The organism is Arsenicicoccus sp. oral taxon 190, from assembly GCF_001189535.1.
GTDB lineage: Bacteria > Actinomycetota > Actinomycetes > Actinomycetales > Dermatophilaceae > Arsenicicoccus.
The window spans coordinates 3,496,295-3,517,610 of sequence record NZ_CP012070.1 but is presented as its reverse complement, the minus strand read 5'-3'; the positions used below and the strand labels follow the sequence as shown (position 1 = coordinate 3,517,610).

Sequence of the window (21,316 nt, the reverse complement as noted above, 5' to 3'; positions counted from 1 at the left end):
GCGCCATACGGCCGGTAAGGTTGAGGCACACGACTGGCGCAGGTGGACCACCACCGGGGAGTGTGACCTTCGTGGGCATCGGCCGCCTGGGTGCCCGCCCTCATCGAGTTCCGCTGCAGGAGTGAGCAGATGACTGCCAACGAGCAGGGGCGCCGACCGATCCGTCGCGCGCTGGTGTCCGTCTACGACAAGTCCGGCCTGGAGAGCCTCGTGCGGGGGCTGCACGACGCCGGCGTGGAGCTGGTCTCCACCGGCGGGTCGGCCGCCCTGATCGCCGACCTGGGGCTGCCGGTCACGCGGGTCGAGGAGCTGACCGGCTTCCCCGAGTGCCTGGAGGGGCGGGTCAAGACGCTGCACCCGCGCGTGCACGCCGGGATCCTCGCCGACACCCGCAAGCCCGACCACCTGCGCCAGCTCGAGGAGCTCCAGGTGGCTCCGTTCGAGCTGGTCGTGGTCAACCTGTACCCCTTCAGCGCCACGGTCGCGTCCGGCGCGAGCCCCGACGAGTGCATCGAGCAGATCGACATCGGCGGCCCCTCGATGGTCCGCGCCGCCGCCAAGAACCACCCGAGCGTCGCCGTCGTCACCTCCCCGGGCGACTACGCCGACGCGCTGGCCGCGGCCGAGGCCGGCGGGTTCACGCTCGAGCAGCGAAAGTCGCTGGCGGCCAAGGCGTTCGCGCACACCGCGGCCTACGACGTGGCCGTCGCGTCGTGGCTGGCGAGCAGCTACGTGGGGGACGGCGAGTCCTTCCCCGCGTTCGCCGGGCAGACCTGGACCAAGGCGACGGACCTGCGGTATGGCGAGAACCCGCACCAGGCGGCTGCGCTCTACCGGGGCGACGGCGCGGGTGTGGCCACCGCCGAGCAGCTGCACGGCAAGGCCATGAGCTACAACAACTACGTCGACACGGACACGGCGGTGCGGGCGGCATACGACCACGGCGATCGCCCGACGGTGGCGATCATCAAGCACGCCAACCCCTGCGGCATCGCCGCCGGGGCGCCCGGCGAGGAGATCGCGGCGGTCCACCGGCAGGCCCACGAGTGCGACCCGCTGTCGGCCTACGGCGGGGTCATCGCCACCAACCGCCCGGTGACCGTGGCGATGGCCGAGACGGTCAAGGACATCTTCACCGAGGTGGTCGCGGCGCCCGGCTTCGAGCCCGAGGCACTCGAGATCCTCACCGCCAAGAAGAACATCCGGCTGCTGCGGCTGCCCGAGGACCTGGCGGAGCAGCGCGACCGCGTCGAGCTGCGGCCCATCAGCGGTGGCCTGCTGGTGCAGGAGGCGGACCGCATCGACGCCGTCGTCGAGCCGCGCGAGGACGACAAGGAGACCGCCGGCCACGGCGACGCCCCGCTCCACTGGACCCTCGTCGCCGGTGAGCCGGTGGACGACCGCACCCTGGTGGACCTGGACTTCGCGTGGAAGGCGGTGCGGGCCACCAAGTCCAACGCGATCCTGCTGGCGCGCGACGGCGCTTCGGTCGGCATCGGCATGGGGCAGGTCAACCGGGTCGACTCGTGCCGCCTCGCGGTCCAGCGGGCGGGGGAGGACCGGGCCCGCGGTGCGGTGGCCGCGTCCGACGCGTTCTTCCCCTTCGCGGACGGGCCGCAGATCCTCCTCGACGCCGGCGTGCGGGCCATCGTCGCGCCGGGCGGCTCGCTGCGCGACGCCGAGACGGTCGAGGCCTGTCGACGAGCGGGCGTCTCCCTCTACTTCACGGGGACCCGGCACTTTGCCCACTGAGCACCACGAGGGCCGGCCCGTGGTCGCGCTGTCCGCCGGAGCCGCGCTGCTCGCCGGAGCCCTGTCGTCCGTGCAGTCCCGCGCCAACGGGCAGCTGGCGCAGGTCTTCGGGGCGCCGGCGGACGCGTCGCTGTGGAGCTTCGGGTCGGGCTGGGTGCTGCTGCTCGCGCTCGTCCTCCTCGTGCCGCAGGTCCGGCGCGGCGTCGTGGAGGTCGTGCGCGCCGTCCGGGAGCGGCGGCTGCGGCCCTGGACGACGGTCGGCGGGATCCTGGGTGCGGCCTTCGTCGCGGTCCAGACCTTCGCCGTCCCCACGATCGGGGTCGCGCTCTTCACCATCGCGATCGTCGGTGGGCAGACCACCAGCGCGCTGCTGGTGGACCGGCTGGGGCTCGGCCCCGCGGGCCGGGTGCACGTGACGGCCGGTCGTGTGGTGGCGGCGCTGCTCACCTTCGTGGGCGTCGCCGTGGCCGTGAGCGCGCGGTCCGGCAGCGGCGCGAGCGCGGCCCTGCCCGTCGTGCCGGTGCTGCTGGCCGTCCTGGCCGGTGCGGGCATCGCGCTGCAGCAGGCGATCAACGGCCGGGTCAACCGGGTCAGCGGGTCACCGCTGGCGACCACCGCCATCAACTTCACCTGGGGCGTGGGCACGCTGCTGGGCTGGGCGCTCGCGCTCGCCGTCCGCGGCGGGCTGCACCCGCCACGGACGTGGCACGCGCCGTGGTGGGCCTTCCTCGGCGGGTTCATCGGCATCGTCTACATCGCGATCGGGGCGGTGGTGGTGCACCACCTCGGTGTGCTCGTGGCCGCCCTGATCACCCTCACCGGTCAGCTGGTGTCGGCCGTCGTCATCGACCTCCTCAGCCCGTCGGCCCAGGGTCACGTCGGTCCGCAGCTGCTGCTCGGGGTCGGCCTGACCCTGGTCGCCGCGCTCGGGGCGGGGGTGGCGGCGCAGCGCGCGAGGCGGGTGGCAAGATGAAGCCCGTGACTGCGACTCTGCTGGACGGCAAGGCGACTCTCGCCACGATCAAGTCCGAGCTCGCCGAGCGCGTGAGCGCGCTGCGGGCCCGCGGCATCACCCCCGGCCTGGGCACCGTGCTCGTGGGCGACGACCCCGCGAGCACGTGGTATGTCGGCGCCAAGCACAAGGACTGCGCCGAGGTCGGCATCGCCTCGATCCAGCGGCACCTTCCGGCGACGGCGACGCAGCAGGAGGTCGAGGCGGTCGTCGACGAGCTCAACGCCGACCCGGCCTGCACCGGTTTTCTGGTGCAGCAGCCGACCGGTCTGGACGACACGGCCATCCTGGCCCGGGTCGCGCCGGCCAAGGACGCCGACGGCCTCAACCCCGTCAACCTCGGCAACCTGGTGCTCGGGATCCCCGGGCCGCTGCCGTGCACCCCGATGGGCGTCGTCGAGCTGTGCCGTCGCTACGACATCCCCCTGAAGGGCGCCGAGGTCGTGGTGATCGGCCGCGGCATCACCGTCGGTCGCCCGCTCGGGCTCATCCTCACCCGCCGGTCGGAGAACGCCACCGTCACCCTGTGCCACACCGGCACCCGTGACCTCGCGGCCCACACCCGCCGCGCCGACATCGTCGTGGCCGCCGCCGGCGTCCACCACATCCTGACCGCGGACATGGTCAAGCCGGGCGCCGCGGTCTTCGACGTCGGCGTCTCGCGGATCGCGGGGGAGGACGGCAGGTCCCGCGTCGCCGGGGACGTCCACCCCGACGTCCGGGAGGTGGCGGGCTGGGTCACGCCCAACCCCGGTGGCGTGGGGCCGATGACCCGGGCGCTGCTGCTGTCCAACGTCGTCGACTCGGCCGAGCGCGCCGCGGCCGAGCAGGCAGCCGTCGGGTGACGGTGCTCGGCCCGGGACGTCTGGCCCTGTGGTGGGTCCTCGGGGGTGGGTGCCTGCTGGCGCTCGCCGTGATCGCCTTCGGCTCGCCCCGCCTCGGCGGGATCCTGCTGGCGGGTGCCCTCGTGGTGGCGGCGGCGATCCGTCTGACGGTCCCGGCGGAGCGCGCCGGGGGGCTCGTCATACGGTCCAGGGTCGTGGACGTGCTGATGTACCTCGCGCTCGCCACCGTGGTCGCCGTCGGCGCGACCGCCGTCAACTGGCACCCACCCCGCTGACCTACCGCCGGTAGCACAGTCGACCGGCCGTCCTCGTGCAGGCGAGTTGTGCAAGGGCCGGTCAAGTTGGCGGAGATCCTGCTCACGCGGCGCCCATCCCGGCAGGGCGCCACGGCGCCGGCGTCGGACGATCCAGCGCTCCCGCCGACTCGGCGATCACCAGTGCCCGGAGCAGGTCGATGTCGGTGATGTCGTCCATCGTCAGGTCGACCAGGGTGTGACCCGTCGACTGAACATCTCGGTCGCGGCGGCGCTGGGCCCGGATCCGAGAGCGCAGCAGGGTGCCGTCGCCGTCGACATACTTGTCCGCACCGTGCAGCTCGATCCCGCACGCCGTGCCCCGGACGCGCCAGTCCAGACGTTTGAGGCCGCCCGGCGTCTCGAGCTCCACCTGCGACTCGAGATCGAACCCCGCCTGCATCAACGCAAACCGCGCTCGGCTCTCGCCGGCGTTCTCCGCCTGGGGTTCCACCCAGGTCAAGAGGGTGGCCACGCGGCGGATCCCACGCCGCCTCGCCCGGCGAAGGATCGCGTCCTGGATCTCCCGCTCCTCCACGAGCCCCCGAGCGAGAGCAGCATCTGCCGCCGCGACCCCGGCCGGCAGACCCGACTGCAAGGCGTACTCGACGATGGCTGCGGCCGGGGTGAGCACCGGCGCGTCGGGTTCCACCTCCTCGGTGCACGTGTGGGAGCGGATCAGGACTCGAGAGGTGGAGGCGCCGTGTGCTCCGGGGGGCTCCTCGCCCGCGCGCCGTCGCGTCAGCAGGAGCCGATCCAGGTCGCGGAGGTCGACGGGCAGGCCGTGCCAGAGACATGCCGAGACGCCCGACGTGACCAGGCGCCCCTCGTGGGCCATGTGGGAGGCACGGATCAGCTCGTGGTGGCGCACCTCAGGGTCCCGGGGGACGGGGCCGCGTGCGTAGAACCCGCGCAACAGGCTGTGCAGCCTCCCGTCGCGTCTGGCCTCGCGGATGTCATCGGGGGCCCACCCTCGCGCGGAGAGCTGGGCGGTGGCGAAGATGGGTCCTGGGGGGAGGGGCGGTGTCGTCATACGAGGACGCTGTCAGCCCCCTCGGGACAGCGCGAGGCCCGCGTCAGCCGTTGTGGATGACGCGGGCCGGAACGCGACGCGCTGTGGATGAACCCGCCGCCGGTAGCACGGACCGCCTGCTCAAGGAAGGCCGGTCGATCGCGCTACCGCCGGTAGGTCAGATCAGGCCGAGCTCCTTGACCTGGTCGCGCTCGGACTCCAGGCGAGCCGCGGACGCCGTGATCCGCTCGCGCGAGAAGTCGTTGAGCTCGATGCCCTGGACGATCTCCCACTTGCCGCCGCGCACCCGGCACGGGAACGAGGAGATGATCCCCTCGGGCACGCCGTAGGACCCGTCGGAGGGGACGGACATCGACACGATGTCGTCGGTGCCGAGCATCCAGTCGCGCATGTGGTCGATCGTCGCGTTGGCGGCCGAGGCGGCCGAGGACGCGCCGCGCGCCTTGATGATCGCCCCGCCGCGCGTGGCGACGGTCGGGATGTACTCGCCGGTGATCCAGGCCTCGTCGACCAGCTCGGTCGCGGCCTTGCCGTTGACCTTCGTGTTGAACAGGTCGGGGTACATCGAGTCGTCGTGGTTGCCCCAGATCGCGAGGTCCTTGATCTCCGCGACGCCGACGCCGAGCTTCTTGGCCAGCATCGACTTGGCGCGGTTGTGGTCCAGGCGGGTCAGCGCGTTGAACTGCTCGGGGGCCATGTCGGGGGCGTTCTTCATGGCGATGAGCGCGTTGGTGTTGGCCGGGTTGCCGGTCACGAGGACCTTGGCCTTGGGGGCGACCTTGTTGAGCGCGGCGCCCTGGCCGGTGAAGATCTTGCCGTTGGCGGCGAGCAGGTCCGCGCGGTCCATGCCCTCCTTGCGCGGCATGGCGCCCACGAGCATCGCGCAGTCGACGTCGGCGAAGATCTCCTCGGGGTCGTCGCCGATCACGACGCCCGCGAGGGTCGGGAAGGCGCAGTCGTCGAGCTCCATGACGACGCCCTCGAGCGCCTTGAGCGCGGGGGTGATCTCCAGCAGGCGCAGCTCGACGGGGGTGTCCTTGCCGAGCAGCTCACCGCTGGCGATGCGGAAGAGGAGGCTGTAGCCGATCTGGCCGGCAGCGCCGGTCACGGCGACCTTGACGGGAGTTGCGCTCACGAGTTCGTCCTTCACGCGGGTGGTCGGATGGGTACCTCTCGAACCTATCAGCCGCCCCCGACACCCTCACCTCGTGGCCCACGTGGTCCGTGCCACGTCCCCCCGCCCCCTCTCGGCCGACCCGGGCAGCACGAAGGCCTGGTCCAGGGAGCTGGACCAGGCCCTCGTGGTCAGGCCGTATGCCGGTGCGCGCCGCTGCCCAGCCGCGCTGCGGCCGGGCAGCAGACAAGCTGCCCTGGACGGCCTGCCTTCAGCGGACTGCCTTCAGCGGGCTGCGCTCAGGCGCGGGCTGCGCTCAGGCGCCGGCGCGCTCAGGCGCGGGTGGCGCCGACCTGGTCGTCGCCCGCCTCGCCGGCGACGTCGATCGCGGTGCGGTTGACGCCGGTGATCGCGGCGTAGGTGGCGCCGGCGATGACGGCACCGATGATCGGCGCGACCCAGAACATCCAGAGCTGGCCCAGCGCACCCGCCTGGTAGAACGCGACGCCGAGCGAGCGGGCCGGGTTGACGGAGGTGTTGGAGACGGGGATGGAGATGAGGTGGATCAGCGTCAGGCCGAGGCCGATCGCGATGGGGGCGAAGCCGACGGGGGCGCGCTCGTCGGTGGCGCCGAGGATGATGTAGAGGAAGAACATCGTGCAGACGATCTCGCAGAGCAGCACCGCGAGCATCGAGTAGCCGTCGGGGGAGTGGGCGCCGTAGCCGTTGGCCGCGAAGCCCTTGGAGGCGTCGAAGCCGTCCTTGCCGGACGCGATCGCGTAGAGCACGCCACCGGCCACGCAGGCCGCGACGCACTGGGTGACGATGTAGGGGAGGACGTCGCGGGCGTCGAAGTGGCGGGCCGCGGTCAGGCCCAGCGTGACGGCCGGGTTGAAGTGGCCGCCGGAAACGTGGCCCACGGCGTAGGCCATCGTCAGGACGGTGAGGCCGAAGGCCAGGGCGACGCCGACGAAGGCGATGCCCATGTTGACCGGGTCGGACTTGTGCATGACGTGGGCGGCGAGGACGGCGCTGCCGCAGCCGCCGAAGACGAGCCAGAAGGTGCCGAGGAACTCGGCGCCCAGGCGGTGGGCGAGCTTGGGCTGGGACACGGTGCGGGACACGGGGTGCTCCTGAAGCGGTTGGTGGAGGGGAGACGCCCCGGGGGTCGCGTTGCGCGTGACCGTCACCGACCTGGCCGCGTCGACGGGTCCGCCGCCGGGTCGGGGCCGGTCGACTCTCGGAGCGTGCGTCGTCGCGGGCCCATCCTTGCACGGGGCCGGCGGCCGCGTCCGGGTTTTCGTCCAGGTTGGGCCGGATTCGTCCCGCGCGTATGGCGTAACGTTCTCGCGCACCGTGATACCGAGGCGCGGCGTACGTCACTCTGTGTGACGTGATCCCGCACCTCATGATGGCAGCGGCCCTGGCCGCCGGCCCGACCCCCGTCCCCGTGGCCGCCAACCCGGGCTACGCGATGCCCTCGGTCGCGGCGGTCTTCGCGTCCCCCACCGCCACCCAGCACGGCTGCTCCGGCGCGGTGCTCGACTCCCCGACCGGCAGCCTGGTCGTCACCGCGGCACACTGCGTCAGCGACCGCGGCACCGGCCTGCGGGTCGTGCCCGGCTACTCCCGGGGCCGGGCACCCTACGGCACCTGGGCGGTGACGGCTGCCTACGTCGACCCCGGGTGGCAGGCGACCGCGGACCCGCACCGGGACCTGGCCGTGCTCCGGGTGGGCACCCACCTCGTCGGGGGTCGGGTCCGCACCCTCGCCGGGACCGTGGGCGGTTACCACCTGGGTGAGGCGCCCGCCTCGGGGGCCGAGCTGCGGGGCTACGGCTACGTGGCCGGCTCCGGGGACCAGGCCGTCGGCTGCGTCAACGCCATCACCCTGACCAACGGCTACCCGACCTTCCCCTGCGGAGAGATGTGGGGCGGGGTAAGCGGCACCGCCCTGACGAGCGCCGGCGCCGACGGCAGCAAGACCGTGCGCGGTGTCATCGGCGGCCTGCACGAGGGCGGTTGCTACCCCGACGTGTCGTACTCCTCGCCGTTCGGCGCCTGGAGCACCCAGCTGGTGCAGCGCGCCTCGGCGGGCGGGCCGGGCGACGTGGTGCGCAACCCCGTCGGCGACGGCTGCTGACGGCACGGCAGGGGACCGGGATCGAGCGGTCGTGAAAGCCCTGTCATGCCGATGGTCGGACGTTGCGATCGTGCCGAGAAGCGGAAGCCCGAGGCACGACCAAAGGCGGTCCAAGGAGGAACCCCTGCCGAGCGCCACGCGGGCGAACGCCCCGCTCGGCGCGACGCCGCGCCGTATGGGGCATGCTGCGCGCATGGGGCTTCTGGCGCATCTGACCTGGGGCGACTCGTGGCGCCGCCCGAAGGAACGGCTGGGCCGTGTGGTGGATGCCATCCAGAAGAAGTCCATGAACATGCCGAAGCCGGTGGACGCGGACGACCCGTCCGTTGACATCTACATCTACGTCTCGGGCGCCGTCTGGCAGCACGAAGATGAGGTTCAAGCTAGGTACGCTGAGCGCCCGCGGCCGCAAGTGGTTACGCGTCATGATCTACGTCCCCGATCAGCTGACGGGTCAGGAGGAATCGGAGATGTACTTCACGACGACTCTCGAAGACGTGGCTGTCGCTGTGGAAGCACGGCTTCGAAAGAAGCGGCCGGACTGGCCTATCGAGACCTTGATAGAACAGATCCGCCAGCGCAAGCCTGCCGCCTGAACATCCGGATCTGCCGCTGACCGCTCGATCGACGTGGCCGGTCAGGAGGGCTGTCGGTCGCGGCGAGCCCGGGTGGGCGGGCTCAATCCTGCCGGGCAGTCGCCTGCGTGGAGCGTCGGCGCGCCTGCTGGCGGGCGTAGTAGGCGCGGGAGCGGTTGCGGTCGCCGCAGTCGCTGGTGACGCACCACCGGCGGTTGCGTCGAGGTGAGGTGTCTAGGTAGACCCAGCCGCAGAGGGCGTCCTCGCACTGGTGGAGCCGGTCGAGGTCGTCGCGGCCCAAGAGCTCGACCAGGCCACGCGCGATCCGGTGACGCGGTGTCTCGAGCGTCAACGTGGTGTCCCTCCACGCCCAGCCGGAGCCGCTGCGGGCGAGGTGGGCCTGGGCGACGGCCTCGCGGTAGGCGGCGGCGATCGAGGCGGCCGCGGCCTCGTCGGCGTCGAACAGTGCCGCGTAGGCGTGCTCGCGCAGCTCGATGACCCCCTGGAGCTCCGCGGCCGCTCGTCGAGGGTCCCTGCCGGCGAGGTGCGACAGCCGGGTCTGCTGCTCGGCGTCCAGCAGGTCGGCCTCCCGGCACCAGGTCAGGACCACGGGGTAGGAGGTCAGGTCCTCCTCCCGCTCGGGGCCGCCGAGTCGCCACTCGACCGTGTTGATGAGGTCGAGCATCCGGTCGCCCGAGATGTGGCTGAACTCCGGCATACGTCCTCCTCACAGGTGATCCTAGTCTTGCATGTGAGGGGATCGTCCTGTTGAATCTCACGGGTAATGAGATGATCACCCGTGAGAGGTGGCTGGTCGTGGATCCGAGCCTTCGGCTGCTGCGCAGCCATCCGAGCTTCCGGTGGTACTGGGTGGGCCAGTCGATCAGCAGTGCCGGGAGTCAGGTGACCGCGCTGGCGTTGCCGCTGGTCACGGCCCTGGCGTTGCACGGCAGTCCGCGTGACGTCGGGTTCGTCGCGACGGCCGCGATGGCGCCGTACCTGCTCTTCTCCCTGCTGGCCGGGCACTATCTCGAGGCGCGACCCAAGCGGGCCGTGATGATCCCGGCCGACCTGGCGCAAGCCCTGCTGCTGGGGGCGATCCCCGTCGCGTGGTGGGCGGGGTCGCTCAGCGTCCCCCTGCTCGCGGGGATCGCCTTCCTGTGCGGGACCGCTGCCCTGTGCTTCGGCGTCGTGGGCTTCTCCTACGTCCCCGACCTCGTCGCGACCGACGACCTGCCTGCCGCCAACCGGGCCATCCAGGGCAGCCGCACCGTGACCGAGGTGGCCGGCCCCGGCCTGGCCGGCCTGCTCGTCGGCGCGCTGGGCGCCCCCGTGGCGATCCTCGTCGACGCCGTCAGCTACCTGGCCTCGGCCGTCGGGGTCGCCGCCGCGCACCCCCGGCACCGCCCGGGCCCGGACGAGTCGACCCCCGGGTCGACCCCCGAGTCGACCCCTGAGGTGGCCCCCCAGGCCACCCCCGACGCCGGCACCGACGACCACCCACGGCCGTCCGTGCTGGCCGGCCTGCGCGTGCTGTTCACCAACCCGCACCTGCGCGCGCTGACGATCCACGCCGCGCTCTACAACCTCGCCAGCGAGATCTTCACGCTCAACCTGGTCCTGTGGGCCGTCCAGGAGCAGCACCTCCCGACCGCCACCTACGGGCTCGCCATGGGTGCGGGCGGCATCGGCGGGCTGATCGGCACCCTGACCGCCCTGCGCCTGTCCGAACGTCTCGGTCTGGGCCGGGCCTTCATCGCCTCCCTCGCCCTGTCGTGCGGCATCCCGGTCCTGGCCGTCCTGGTGCCCGCGCACGGCCTTGCCCTCGGGGCCATCCTCGCCGCCGTGATGCTCGTGTCCGGCATCGGGCTCGGCAACGCCAACGTCTACTCGCTGACCCTGCGGCAGGCCGCCATCCCTCGCGACCAGCTGACGCGTTCGGCCGGCGCCTACACCCAGGTCATGTACGGATCCATCCCCCTCGGCGGGGCTCTCGCAGGCGTCCTCGGCGAGTCGCTCGGCACCCGACGAGCCACCGCCGCCGGCGCGGTCCTGCTGGCCTGCTCCATCCTGCCGATGCTCACCCGTCACATCCGCACCCTGACCAGCGCGACGCACCCCGCCGCCACACACCCCGCAGCCTGAAACTACGGCCTGACACCACAGCCTGATCCCACCTCCACAACCCCACCAGAAGGAGAGAGCCCATGTCGCTTCGCCTGTCCCACACCACCTGGGACGCCCTCGACCCCCACGCCGTCGCCGAGTTCTGGCGCCGGCTCCTCGGGTGGGACGTCCAGGAGCCCGACAGCTACCACCCCGGCTCCGACGAGTGCTACCTCGTCAGCCCGCACGGCTGGACCGTCCTGTTCTACCGGGTCCCCGACGCCAAGCAGGTCAAGAACCGGGCCCACATGGACCTCGTCCCCGACGGGTCCACCCGGGACGAGCAGGTCGCCCGCGCCCTGCAGCTCGGTGCCACCCTCGCCGACGACCGCCGTCACGACCTCGGCTGGGCCGTCATGGCGGACCCCGAGGGCAACGAGTTCTGCATCCTCGAGCCCGGCGCCTGACGCGGCCAGGTCGGTGCCCGGGCCCTCGCCCCCCGCGCAGTGGGGCGGCATACGGCGTGGATAGGCTGGGGCGACGCTTGCACCGAGGCCAGCCCGCGAAGATATCTCGACGTTGAGATATCGTGGTCGAGGACAGGGCGCCGACCCGCGACACCGACGACTTTGGAGACGACATGACGTCACAGAAGATTGTGTGGACGAAGATCGACGAGGCGCCGGCCCTCGCGACCTACTCCCTCCTGCCGATCGTGCAGGCCTTCACCAAGGCCGGCGGCGTGGAGATCGAGACGGCGGACATCTCCCTCGCGGGCCGCATCCTCGCGCAGTTCCCCGAGCGGCTCACTGACGAGCAGCGGGTGCCGGACAAGCTGGCCGACCTCGGTGCGCTCACCCAGAGCCCCGACGCCAACATCATCAAGCTGCCCAACATCTCCGCCTCGGTGCCGCAGCTCAAGGCCGCGATCGCGGAGCTGCAGGACAAGGGCTACGACATCCCGGGATACCCCGAGACCGCGACGTCCGAGGAGGACAAGGACGTCCAGGCGCGCTACGCCAAGGTCCTCGGCTCGGCCGTCAACCCCGTGCTGCGCGAGGGCAACTCGGACCGCCGCGCCCCGCAGTCGGTCAAGAGCTTCGCCCAGAAGCACCCCCACCGCCTCGGCGCCTGGGAGCAGGACTCCAAGGCCCGCGTCGTCGACATGGCCGGCGGTGACTTCTACGGCAACGAGCAGTCGGTGGTCATGGACCACGACTCCACCCTGACGATCACCCTGCGCGGCACGGACGGCTCCGAGACGGTCCTCAAGGACGGCGTCGCGGTCCTCGCCGGCGAGATCGTCGACGGCACCTTCCTGAGCGCCGCGGCGCTGCGCTCCTTCTACGACGAGCAGATCGCCGCCGCCAAGGCCGAGGACCTGCTGCTGTCGCTGCACCTCAAGGCCACGATGATGAAGGTCTCCGACCCGGTGCTCTTCGGCCACGCGGTGCGCGCGTTCTACGCCCCGGTGCTCGACGAGTTCGCCGCCGACCTCGAGCAGGTCGGCTTCAACCCCAACCAGGGGATCGGCGACCTCTACGCCAAGATCACGAGCCTGCCGCAGGACCGGCAGGACGCCATCACCTCGGCGATCGACCGCCTGTATGCCGACCGCCCGGCGCTCGCCATGGTCGACTCCGACCGCGGCATCACCAACCTGCACGTCCCGAGCGACATCATCGTCGACGCGTCGATGCCCGTCGTCATCCGCGACTCCGGCCAGATGTGGAACGCCCAAGGCGAGCTGCAGCCGACCCTCGCGATGATCCCGGACCGCTCCTACGGCCCGATGTACCAGGCGGTCATCGAGGACTGCAAGCGCAACGGCGCCCTGGACCCCGCCACCATCGGCACGGTCCCCAACGTCGGGCTCATGGCGCAGAAGGCCGAGGAGTACGGCTCCCACCCCACGACCTTCGTCATCCCCAGCGACGGCACCGTCGTGGTCACCGACGCCGAGGGCACCACCCTCATGGAGCACCAGGTCGAGGCGGGGGACGTCTGGCGCCAGGCGCGGGTGCGTGACATCCCGGTCCAGGACTGGGTCAAGCTCGCCGTGAGCCGCGCCCGCGCGACCGGCGCCCCAGCCGTGTTCTACCTCGACCAGGGCCGCGCCCACGACCGCAACGTCATCGCCAAGGTCGAGCGCTACCTCCAGGACCACGACACCGACGGCCTGGAGATCCAGGTGCTCGCGCCGGTCGAGGCGATCACCTACTGCCTCGAGCGGATCCGGGCGGGCAAGGACGCGATCTCCGTCACCGGCAACGTGCTGCGCGACTACCTCACCGACCTGTTCCCGATCCTCGAGCTGGGCACCTCCGCCAAGATGCTGTCGATCGTGCCGCTGCTCTCGGGCGGCGGGCTCTTCGAGACCGGCGCGGGCGGCTCGGCGCCCAAGCACGTGCAGCAGTTCGTCAAGGAGAACTACCTGCGCTGGGACTCCCTCGGCGAGTTCTCCGCGCTGGGCGCCTCGCTCGAGCACCTCGCCTCGACCTTCGACAACGCCAAGGCCCAGGTCCTGGCGGACGCCCTCGACGTGGCGATCGGGCGCTTCCTGGACGAGAACAAGTCCCCGGCCCGCAAGGTCGGCCAGATCGACAACCGCGGCAGCCACTACTACCTGGCGACGTACTGGGCCCAGGCGCTTGCCGACCAGACCAGCGACCGCGAGCTGGCCGAGCGCTTCCGCCCGGTCGCCCAGGAGCTGGCCGCCAAGGAGGAGCAGATCAACGCCGAGCTGATCGGCGTCCAGGGCGAGCCGGTCGACCTCGGCGGCTACTACAAGGTCGACGACGCCAAGGCGTCCGCGGCGATGCGGCCGAGCGCCACGCTCAACGCGATCATCGACGCGATCTGAGCGGGGCGGGCACAGCCCGGCCCGTATGCCGTCACGCCCGTGGCCCCCGACTCGCGGAGTCGGGGGCCACGGGCGTGCAGGCAGCGGGGGTCCGCCGTCACCGGCTCACCAGTTGGCCTGCGCCGGGCGCGCCGGGAGCGCCACGGAGAACGGCCGCATGACATAGGTGGTGCCGCCGGAGCGGGCCCAGGCGTTCTCGAACTGTGCGCGGTTGTAGGTCTTGCGCACCGCTGCGTTGGACGCCCGCATCCCGGAGGCGGGGTCGTTGACGACGACGTTGCCGGCGCCGTCGAAGCCGGCGATGACCATCAGGTGGCCGCTGGTGCCGAAGCCTGCCCCCGTGAGCTGGGTGCTCGAGAACGACGTCGACACCGCCAGCGGGATGCCGGCGGCGATGAACCGCTCCGCCTCGTTGAGCGAGCGCAGCCGGGTGACGAACGCGTCGAGGCCGCGGGTGCCGGCATACGCGGTGTTGAAGGGCCAGTTGCCGGACCCGTCGTAGCCGTAGTCGAAGACCTTGGAGACGGCGTGGTCGACCTGGGGGTTGGTGTGCGGGCGCGGGCTGACCCACGCGGTGTCGGTGGCGCTCGGGCCCACCCGCCAGTAGTCCAGCAGCATGGCCGTGGAGGTGCCGGAGCACCAGGCCTCACCGCCGCCGTTGAGCTGCGGGTAGTGACCGACGTGCATCATCTGGCTGTAGGTCGGGACGGCGAGCACCCGGCCGCGGCCCACCCCCACCGGCGACATCGGGACGGTGACGGCGGACCCGGTCGGGACGGACGAGGACATGGCGTTGAGGGCCGTCACCGTGGGGGTCGCGGTCGTGCCCGCGGGGCGGTAGAGGGCGACCTGCATCCGCCACGCGCGGAAGGCGTAGCCGGGGCGCGCCTTGAGCGTGTCGGTGGCGACGGTCGCGTAGGCGTCGCCCTGGCCGTCGACGGTCATCCGGTGGGGCGAGCCCCCGGTCATCTCCGACCACCGGCCGAGCGAGAACCACGAGGTGGTGCGGCCGGTGGTGGTGATCGCCTGCAGCCACACGGTGATGAAGGTGCCGCCGGGCGTGAGCGCCCGCCACGACGGGACCACCTGGGTCATCGCGAACTCCGGGGTGTACCAGCCCGTCGTCCAGGTGCCCTGCTCGTAGGTGCGGGCGGTGCCGGCGCCATACGGGTCGGTGTAGCTGGTGCGTCCCTGGGGGGTGCCCATGACGACGGTGCCGTTGACGTACCGCGTGCCGGCTCGGGCGCCGCCGGCGAGGGCGCTGCCGGTGCAGCGCCAGAGGCGCATGTTGCGGGCCGCGGCGGCGGAGGCGGAGGGGGTGGCGGAGGACAGGGGGAGGGCGAGCGCCGCGGCGGCCGCGCCGACCCCGCCGAGCAGGGCCCGACGGGAGGGGGAGAAGTCGGTCATGCCGGGACTCTACGACGCTCAGTCATCACTAGTAACACATGGTGCCTGAAATTGGCCCAACCCAGTGACCCCGAAGGCAGCCCGTGGGAGTCTTCAGCTGGCCGCTCCCACGACGCCGTCCGCGATCGCCCAGCGTGGTCGCCGGTGACCAGCCGTGCTCATTCGCTGCTGGTCGAGACCGTCCTGCGCCGCCGGGTCGCCACGAGCCCCAGTGCCGCGCCGACCGCGAGGAAGGGCAGGCCGTACCGCCATACGTCCGCCTCGACCTGGGTGGCGAGCAGGAGGCAGGAGGCGAGGCCCGCGACCGGCAGCACCGCCGGCGCCCGGAAGTGGCGGTGCCCCACCGCGTCGCGACGCAGCGCGAGCACGGCGAGGTTGACCGCGGCGAAGACCACGAGCAGCAGCAGCACCATCGTGCTGGCGAGCAGCTCGATGGAGCCGGTCAGCGCCAGCAGCAGCGAGAGCGCGGTGGTCACGACGATCGCGACCCAGGGCGTGCGTCGCTGCGGCAGCACCCGCTGGAGCACCCCGGGGAGCAGCCCGTCGCGCGCCATGCCGAAGGCGAGGCGGGAGGACATGATGCCGGTGAGCAGGGCGCCGTTGGCCACCGCGACGAGGGCGACCAGGCTGAAGACCACGGGCGGCACGCCGCCGCCGATGCGGACCACCTCGAGCAGCGGGGCGCTCGACGCCGCCAGCTGGTCGGTGGGGACCAGCGCGCTCGCGACGCCGCCGACGAGGGCGTAGACGACGCCGGCGACCAGCAGCGCCGCGAACAGCGCCCGGGGGTAGGAGCGCGCCGGGTCCTTGACCTCCTCAGCGACGTTGGCGCTGGTCTCGAAGCCGGCGTAGGAGTAGAAGGCGAGCACGGTGCCGGCGAGCACCGCGGCCGTCGGGCTGTGCTCGGCGGTCCCCAGCTGGGTCAGCCGGCCGAGGTCACCGTCGCCGCGGGCCACGGCCACCACGCCGAGGACGGCCACGAGCACCAGACCGCTCACCTCGATGATCGTGGCGACGCCGTTGGCGCCGATCGACTCGGCGATGCCGCGGGCGTTGAGGGCCGCGAGCAGAGCCAGGAAACCCACCACCACCAGCGGGGTCGGCAGCGAGACGAACGCGCGCAGGTAGTCCCCGGCGAAGCCGAGCGCCAGCGCCCCGACCGAGACGATGCCGGCCGCGAGCATGCAGAACCCGACCAGGAACCCGACGAACGGACCGAAGGCCTGGGTCGCGTAGTGCGAGGACCCGCCGGCACGAGGGTACTTCGTGGCGAGCTCGGCGTAGGACGACGCGGTCAGCAGCGCCAGGACCAGCGCGCCCAGCAGCGGCACCCACACGGCGCCGCCCGCGATCGCGGCGATCTTGCCGGCGAGCACGTAGACGCCTGCGCCCAGCACGTCCCCGAGGATGAAGAGGAACAGGCCGGTCGTGGTGACGGCGCGGCGCAGCGTGGGGGCGGGCGTCGTCCCCGCGTCGGACAGGTTCTGGATCGGCATGGCGCCCAAGGTATGTCGCCCGCCCGCGCCCGAGGGGGTTGCCGTCGCGGCATCCGGTGCGGGCGCATCTCGCCGTGGTCGCGGCAGGGGTCCCACAATGGTGGTCACGGGTCGCGGCCCGCTCGACCGGGCGGCCACCGGCGGCCCGCCGGGGGAGAGGTGGCACCGTCCATGGCGGAGGGCCTGCAGCTGCTGCAGCGGCGGATCGGCGAGGCGGTGCGCGAGAAGGTCGCGGGGGCGGACGCCGTGGCCGCGCACGACCGCATCTGGAACACCCCCGGCGAGCGGTGGTTCACCCCCGCCGACCCGATCTGGCGGGTGCACGGGGACGCCTCGATGTTCGCCTCCGGCATCACCGCGCTGCTGCTGCAGTCGCTGCACCCGTCGGCGATGGCCGGGGTGGCGGGCCACAGCGGCTACCGCGGCGACCCGTGGGGCCGGCTGCAGCGCACCAGCCACTACCTGGCGACGACCACGTACGGCACGATCGAGCACGCCGAGCAGGCCATCGCGACGGTCCGGACCGTGCACGAGCGGGTCCGCGGCAAGGACGACCTCGGCCGCCCCTACCGCGCCGGCGACCCGCACCTGCTGCGGTGGGTCCACGTCGCCGAGGTGTGGTCCTTCCTCACCGGTCACCAGCGGCACGGCGCGCAGCCGCTCACCCCCGACGAGGCCGACACGTATGTCGCCCAGACCGCCGTCTCCGCAACGCTCCTCGGCGCGACGGGGCTGCCCGGCACCGTGCGCGAGCTGGACGAGACGCTCGCCTCCTACCGGCCCGAGCTGCGGGCCACCCTAGCGGCGCGGGACGCAGCCGACTTCCTGCTCCGGGAGCCGCCGCTGCCTCGCGCGGCGCGGCCCGGCTACCAGCTGCTGGCGCGGGGTGCGGTCGACCTCCTGCCGGGGTGGGCGCGGGACGAGCTGCAGCTGGAGCGGCCCGTCCTCGCCGCTGCGGCGGGCGGGGTGGGCACCCGGCTGGTCCGGTGGGGCCTCAGCGCCGTCGGGTGACGCCGAGCACTCTGGCGGCGCGCGGCGGCTCGCAGAGTGGTCGCACATCCGACGTCTGGCGGTCCCCCCGCGACGGTGCTCGAGGACGCGCAGGCCGTCGACCTCGTCCTGCGGGGGAGGCGGGCGTTCGGCTTCGAGGCGGCCGCGCAGCTGCGTGGGCTGCCCACCGTGAGCGACTGGGAGTGGCGGCCCGGGCCGCGGCTGCACGTGATCGCGCACGACGCAGGGCGGACCAGGCTGGGGACCGTGCGGACGCACCGGCGGTCCGGCCCCATCCTGGGCACCAGGACGCCTGCGCTGCGCACGCCCGTGGTGAGCGGGCCCGATGTCTTCGCGCAGCTGGCGGCGAGCCTCACGCTCACCGACCTGGTGATCCTGGGGGATGCGGTGGTGGGGTGGCGCAGCGGTGTCGACGTCGCACGGCTGGCCGAGGCCATCCACCCCGGCACGGTCGGCGCGTCGCGGGCCCGGGCGGCGCTGGCGCTGGTCCGGGCCGGGTCGGCGTCCCCGATGGAGACGCGGGTCCGGCTGCTCCTGCTCGAGGCGGGGCTGCCCGAGCCGCTGCTCAACGCCAGGGTCGTCGAGGACGGACGTGGCTGGCGACCGTGGACTTCCTCTGGCCGCGCCATCGCCTCGTCGTCGAGTGCCACGGTGGCCACCACTTCCAGACCGACCAGCAGCGGCTGGCGGACATGCACCGGGTGCGGCGGCTGCGCGACCACGGCTACCGGGTCGAGGAGATCTCCCGGCTCGACATGCAGGCGCCGGACGAGGTCGTCGCGCGGGTCACCCGGGCGCTCGCCGCCCAGGAGCGGCTCCTCCGGCTCGTATGACGGACCGCCCGCCTCCCGGGGCCCGGCCGACCCGTCCCTACGGGCGCCAGAGTGGTCGCAGATCCGACACCAGCGAGCGCCTGGCGTGGGATGTGCGACCGCTCTGGCCGCTCGCGGCGGCAGCGGCTCGCGCCGGCTCGCCGCGGCTCAGACCACCCGCTCCGCCGGCGCCGCCGCCGTCGCCACGAAGTGCTGCGGGGCGCCCAGCCCCGCCTCCGCGAAGGCCCGGGCCACGGCGGCGGCGACCTGGTCCCCGCTCCCGCGCCGCACCAGCGCGATGGCGGAGCCGCCGAAGCCGCCGCCCGTCATACGGGCTCCCAGGGCGCCCTCGGCCCGCGCGGTGTCGGCGACCAGGTCCAGCTCGGCCCCGGTGACCTCGTAGTCGTGCCGCAGCGACTCGTGCGACGCGTCGAACAACCGCCCCACCTCGGCGAATTCGCCCGCCGCCAGCGCCGCCACGCACTCCCGCACCCGCTGGATCTCGGTGACCACGTGCCGCACGCGCCGGCGCTGCACCTCGTCGTCGAGCCGCGCCAGCGTCGGTTCCAGCTCGGACGGCGCGATCTCGCGCAGCGAGGAGATCCCGAGCGTCCGCGCGGCGGCCTCGCAGGCACTGCGCCGCTCGCCGTACTGCCCGTCGGTGAGGGCGTGCGTGGCCCGCGTGTCGACGACGAGCAGCTCCAGGTCGTGCGCGTCCAGGTCGAAGGGCACGAGGCGCGTCGACCCGTCGCGGCAGTCGAGCAGCAGCGCGTGACCCTCCGCGCAGCGCATCGCGGCCGCCTGGTCGAGCCCGCCGGTGGGGGCCTCGGCGATGACGTTCTCGGCGCGCATGCACACCTGGGCGAGCCGGGCCCGGCCCTCGTCGGACTCCAGCAGCCCCAGGCCGAGGAGGTCCGACGCGGCCGCGCCGACGCACCCCTCCAGGGCCGCCGACGAGGACAGCCCCGCGCCGATCGGCACGTCCGAGGCCACCACGACGTCCAGCCCGTGCACCTCGTGGCCCGCCTCGCGCAGCGCCCACAGCACACCCGCGGCGTATGCCGCCCACCCGCCCGGCGTGCCCGGGCCGACGTCGGCGAGGTCCACCTCCGTGCGGCTCTGCGGCAGGTCGGCGGAGACGAGCACCAGCCGGTCGTCGTCGCGGCGCCGGGTCGCGGCATACGCCCGGTGGGGGAGCGCGATGGGCAGGCACAGGCCGTCGTTGTAGTCGGTGTGCTCCCCGATCAGGTTGACCCGTCCCGGGGAGGCCCACACGCCCTGCGGTGCCTGCCCGAAGGTCTCCCGGAAGGTCTGCTCGGCGCGGTCCTGGGCGGGGTGGGCCATGGTGTCTCCTCGGTCCGTGACGGTGTGCTCCCAGTCTCACACCCCCGCGGTGACCGTGAGAGTCTGTCCCCATGAGCCACGAAGGACTCGCGCGCGCGAAGCAGGTCATGACCGACGCCGGCGTCAACCCGACGGCGATCGAGGTGTTCAGCCACTACTACGGCGAGCTGGAGGCCGGGAAGACCGGTGTCATCCGGGAGGACTCGATCCGCCCGCTGACCGACCCTCCCACGCTGGAGTCGGCGGACGTCGACGAGGAGACCGCCCGTGAGGCGCTCGCCCGGACCGTGATCATCAAGCTCAACGGCGGGCTCGGCACGTCCATGGGCATGGCCAGGGCCAAGTCGTTGCTGCCGGTGCGGGAGGGCAAGTCGTTCCTGGACATCGTGGTGCAGCAGGTGCTCGCGGCGCGGGAGCGCTACGGAGTGCGGCTGCCCCTGCTGCTGATGGACTCCTTCAACACCCAGGCCGACACCCTGGCCGCGCTGGAGCGCTACCCGGACCTTCCGGTCGAGGACCTGCCGCTGGACTTCCTGCAGTCCCAGGAGCCCAAGCTGCGCACCGACGACCTGGCGCCGGTGGAGTGGCCGGCCGACCCGCACCTGGAGTGGTGCCCGCCGGGGCACGGCGACCTCTACCCCTCGCTGCTGTCGTCCGGGATCCTCGAGGCCTTGCTGGACAAGGGTTTCCGTTACGCGACGGTCTCCAACGGCGACAACCTCGGGGCCGCCCCCGACGCGCGCCTCGCCGGCTGGTTCGCGAGCTCCGGGGCGCCCTACGCCGCCGAGGTCTGCCGCCGGACCGCCATGGACCGCAAGGGCGGTCACCTCGCGATCCGCGTCGAGGACGACCAGCTGATCCTGCGCGACACCGCGCAGACCGCGGAGGAGGAGATGGACTTCTTCACCGACGAGCACCGTCACCCCTTCTTCCACACCAACAACCTGTGGCTGGACCTGCAGCGCCTCCACGACGTGCTGACCGAGCGCGACGGCGTCCTCGGCCTGCCGCTGATCCGCAACGTCAAGACCGTGGACCCCAAGGACCCGAGCAGCCCCGAGGTCTACCAGGTGGAGTCGGCGATGGGCGCCGCGGTCGAGGTCTTCGAGGGCGCGCAGGCCATCGCCGTGCCCCGCACCCGGTTCCTGCCGGTCAAGACCACCAACGAGCTGATGCTCCTGCGCTCGGACGTCTACGACCTGCGCGAGGACGGCACCCTGCAGATGCAGGTGGACAAGGCCCCGGTCGTATCCCTGGACAGCGCCCACTTCAAGAAGATCGGCGACTTCGAGCAGCGCGTCCCCGGGGACGTCCCCTCGCTGCGCGACGCGACCGCGCTGACCGTCGAGGGCGACTGGACCTTCGGCGACCGCGTGGTCGTGCAGGGGGCCGTGACGCTCCCCGACGAGGGGGAGGCCCGTCGCGTCGAGGACGGCACCGTGCTGCGGGGCTGAGCCCCGCGGGGCCCGTATGCCGAGCGGCCCGACCGCCCGCCATACGACCGCCTTGC

The 21,316-nt window shown here is 72.7% G+C and carries 19 protein-coding genes and 1 riboswitch; of the genes, 12 read left to right on the top strand and 7 right to left on the bottom strand.

The window, feature by feature from the left end; genetic code table 11:
* Window positions 1–19 precede the first annotated feature (19 nt).
* Window positions 20–99, top strand: a riboswitch (ZMP/ZTP riboswitch).
* A 30-nt stretch (window positions 100–129) separates the two neighbouring features.
* From purH to ADJ73_RS16305, 4 genes are read left to right on the top strand one after another with little or no spacing between them, the layout of a single operon-like run.
* Window positions 130–1,752 carry a bifunctional phosphoribosylaminoimidazolecarboxamide formyltransferase/IMP cyclohydrolase gene (gene purH / locus ADJ73_RS16320; RefSeq protein WP_050349150.1) on the top strand — a complete coding sequence of 541 codons (1,623 nt, stop codon included), beginning with the start codon at window positions 130–132 and terminating at the stop codon, window positions 1,750–1,752.
* Window positions 1,753–1,771: 19 nt separating this feature from the next.
* Complete coding sequence (locus ADJ73_RS16315; protein ID WP_050349149.1) at window positions 1,772–2,725, top strand: DMT family transporter; 954 nt, start codon at window positions 1,772–1,774, stop codon at window positions 2,723–2,725.
* Between the two features lie 5 nt (window positions 2,726–2,730).
* Window positions 2,731–3,609, top strand: coding sequence for a bifunctional methylenetetrahydrofolate dehydrogenase/methenyltetrahydrofolate cyclohydrolase (locus ADJ73_RS16310; protein WP_050349540.1), 879 nt, complete (start codon window positions 2,731–2,733; stop codon window positions 3,607–3,609).
* Window positions 3,606–3,884: a DUF3017 domain-containing protein gene (locus tag ADJ73_RS16305; RefSeq protein WP_050349148.1), complete on the top strand. Its 279-nt coding sequence runs from the start codon at window positions 3,606–3,608 to the stop codon at window positions 3,882–3,884. The genes ADJ73_RS16310 and ADJ73_RS16305 overlap by 4 nt, the downstream gene beginning before the upstream one ends.
* Window positions 3,885–3,966: 82 nt before the next feature.
* Here ADJ73_RS16305 and ADJ73_RS16300 read toward each other — a convergent pair whose 3' ends face one another.
* From ADJ73_RS16300 to aqpZ, 3 genes are all read right to left on the bottom strand, one after another.
* Entirely contained in the window at window positions 3,967–4,773 is an 807-nt protein-coding gene (locus ADJ73_RS16300; RefSeq protein WP_172669742.1) for a hypothetical protein, read from the bottom strand.
* A gap of 319 nt (window positions 4,774–5,092) precedes the next feature.
* On the bottom strand, window positions 5,093–6,070 hold the full coding sequence (locus ADJ73_RS16295) for a malate dehydrogenase (RefSeq protein ID WP_050349146.1): 978 nt from the start codon (window positions 6,068–6,070) through the stop codon (window positions 5,093–5,095).
* Between the two features lie 311 nt (window positions 6,071–6,381).
* The gene (gene aqpZ, locus ADJ73_RS16290) at window positions 6,382–7,173 is read right to left on the bottom strand and encodes an aquaporin Z (protein ID WP_253272618.1); all 792 of its coding nucleotides are present in this window, start codon (window positions 7,171–7,173) and stop codon (window positions 6,382–6,384) included.
* A 269-nt stretch (window positions 7,174–7,442) separates the two neighbouring features.
* Between aqpZ and ADJ73_RS16285 the strand changes: the two genes are divergently transcribed.
* Window positions 7,443–8,192 carry a trypsin-like serine peptidase gene (locus ADJ73_RS16285; RefSeq protein ID WP_156188273.1) on the top strand — a complete coding sequence of 250 codons (750 nt, stop codon included), beginning with the start codon at window positions 7,443–7,445 and terminating at the stop codon, window positions 8,190–8,192.
* Between the two features lie 425 nt (window positions 8,193–8,617).
* On the top strand, window positions 8,618–8,788 hold the full coding sequence (locus ADJ73_RS16280; RefSeq protein ID WP_156188272.1) for a hypothetical protein: 171 nt from the start codon (window positions 8,618–8,620) through the stop codon (window positions 8,786–8,788).
* Between the two features lie 82 nt (window positions 8,789–8,870).
* Here the strand turns inward: ADJ73_RS16280 and ADJ73_RS16275 are convergent, their stop codons facing one another.
* Window positions 8,871–9,485 (bottom strand): CGNR zinc finger domain-containing protein, encoded by a 615-nt coding sequence (locus tag ADJ73_RS16275; RefSeq protein WP_050349143.1) that lies wholly within the window; start codon window positions 9,483–9,485, stop codon window positions 8,871–8,873.
* 98 nt (window positions 9,486–9,583) lie between these two features.
* Between ADJ73_RS16275 and ADJ73_RS16270 the strand changes: the two genes are divergently transcribed.
* From ADJ73_RS16270 to ADJ73_RS16260, 3 genes are all read left to right on the top strand, one after another.
* Complete coding sequence (locus tag ADJ73_RS16270; protein ID WP_172669741.1) at window positions 9,584–10,912, top strand: MFS transporter; 1,329 nt, start codon at window positions 9,584–9,586, stop codon at window positions 10,910–10,912.
* 62 nt (window positions 10,913–10,974) lie between these two features.
* The gene (locus tag ADJ73_RS16265) at window positions 10,975–11,340 is read left to right on the top strand and encodes a VOC family protein (RefSeq protein WP_050349141.1); all 366 of its coding nucleotides are present in this window, start codon (window positions 10,975–10,977) and stop codon (window positions 11,338–11,340) included.
* Window positions 11,341–11,513: 173 nt separating this feature from the next.
* A complete protein-coding gene (locus ADJ73_RS16260; RefSeq protein ID WP_050349538.1) occupies window positions 11,514–13,736 on the top strand; it encodes an NADP-dependent isocitrate dehydrogenase in 2,223 nt (740 codons plus the stop codon).
* Between the two features lie 105 nt (window positions 13,737–13,841).
* On the opposite strand, the gene ADJ73_RS16255 is transcribed toward ADJ73_RS16260, so the two are convergent.
* Entirely contained in the window at window positions 13,842–15,143 is a 1,302-nt protein-coding gene (locus ADJ73_RS16255; protein ID WP_050349140.1) for a peptidase C39 family protein, read from the bottom strand.
* 158 nt (window positions 15,144–15,301) lie between these two features.
* Complete coding sequence (locus ADJ73_RS16250; RefSeq protein ID WP_050349139.1) at window positions 15,302–16,639, bottom strand: APC family permease; 1,338 nt, start codon at window positions 16,637–16,639, stop codon at window positions 15,302–15,304.
* Window positions 16,640–16,810: 171 nt separating this feature from the next.
* Here ADJ73_RS16250 and ADJ73_RS16245 point away from each other — a divergent pair, with 171 nt between their 5' ends.
* On the top strand, window positions 16,811–17,650 hold the full coding sequence (locus tag ADJ73_RS16245; protein ID WP_050349138.1) for an oxygenase MpaB family protein: 840 nt from the start codon (window positions 16,811–16,813) through the stop codon (window positions 17,648–17,650).
* A gap of 605 nt (window positions 17,651–18,255) precedes the next feature.
* Window positions 18,256–18,483: a DUF559 domain-containing protein gene (locus tag ADJ73_RS16240; protein ID WP_050349137.1), complete on the top strand. Its 228-nt coding sequence runs from the start codon at window positions 18,256–18,258 to the stop codon at window positions 18,481–18,483.
* Between the two features lie 147 nt (window positions 18,484–18,630).
* Here the strand turns inward: ADJ73_RS16240 and galK are convergent, their stop codons facing one another.
* Complete coding sequence (gene galK, locus ADJ73_RS16235) at window positions 18,631–19,806, bottom strand: galactokinase (RefSeq protein WP_050349136.1); 1,176 nt, start codon at window positions 19,804–19,806, stop codon at window positions 18,631–18,633.
* Between the two features lie 71 nt (window positions 19,807–19,877).
* Between galK and ADJ73_RS16230 the strand changes: the two genes are divergently transcribed.
* Window positions 19,878–21,260 (top strand): UTP--glucose-1-phosphate uridylyltransferase, encoded by a 1,383-nt coding sequence (locus ADJ73_RS16230; protein ID WP_050349135.1) that lies wholly within the window; start codon window positions 19,878–19,880, stop codon window positions 21,258–21,260.
* Window positions 21,261–21,316 lie beyond the last annotated feature (56 nt).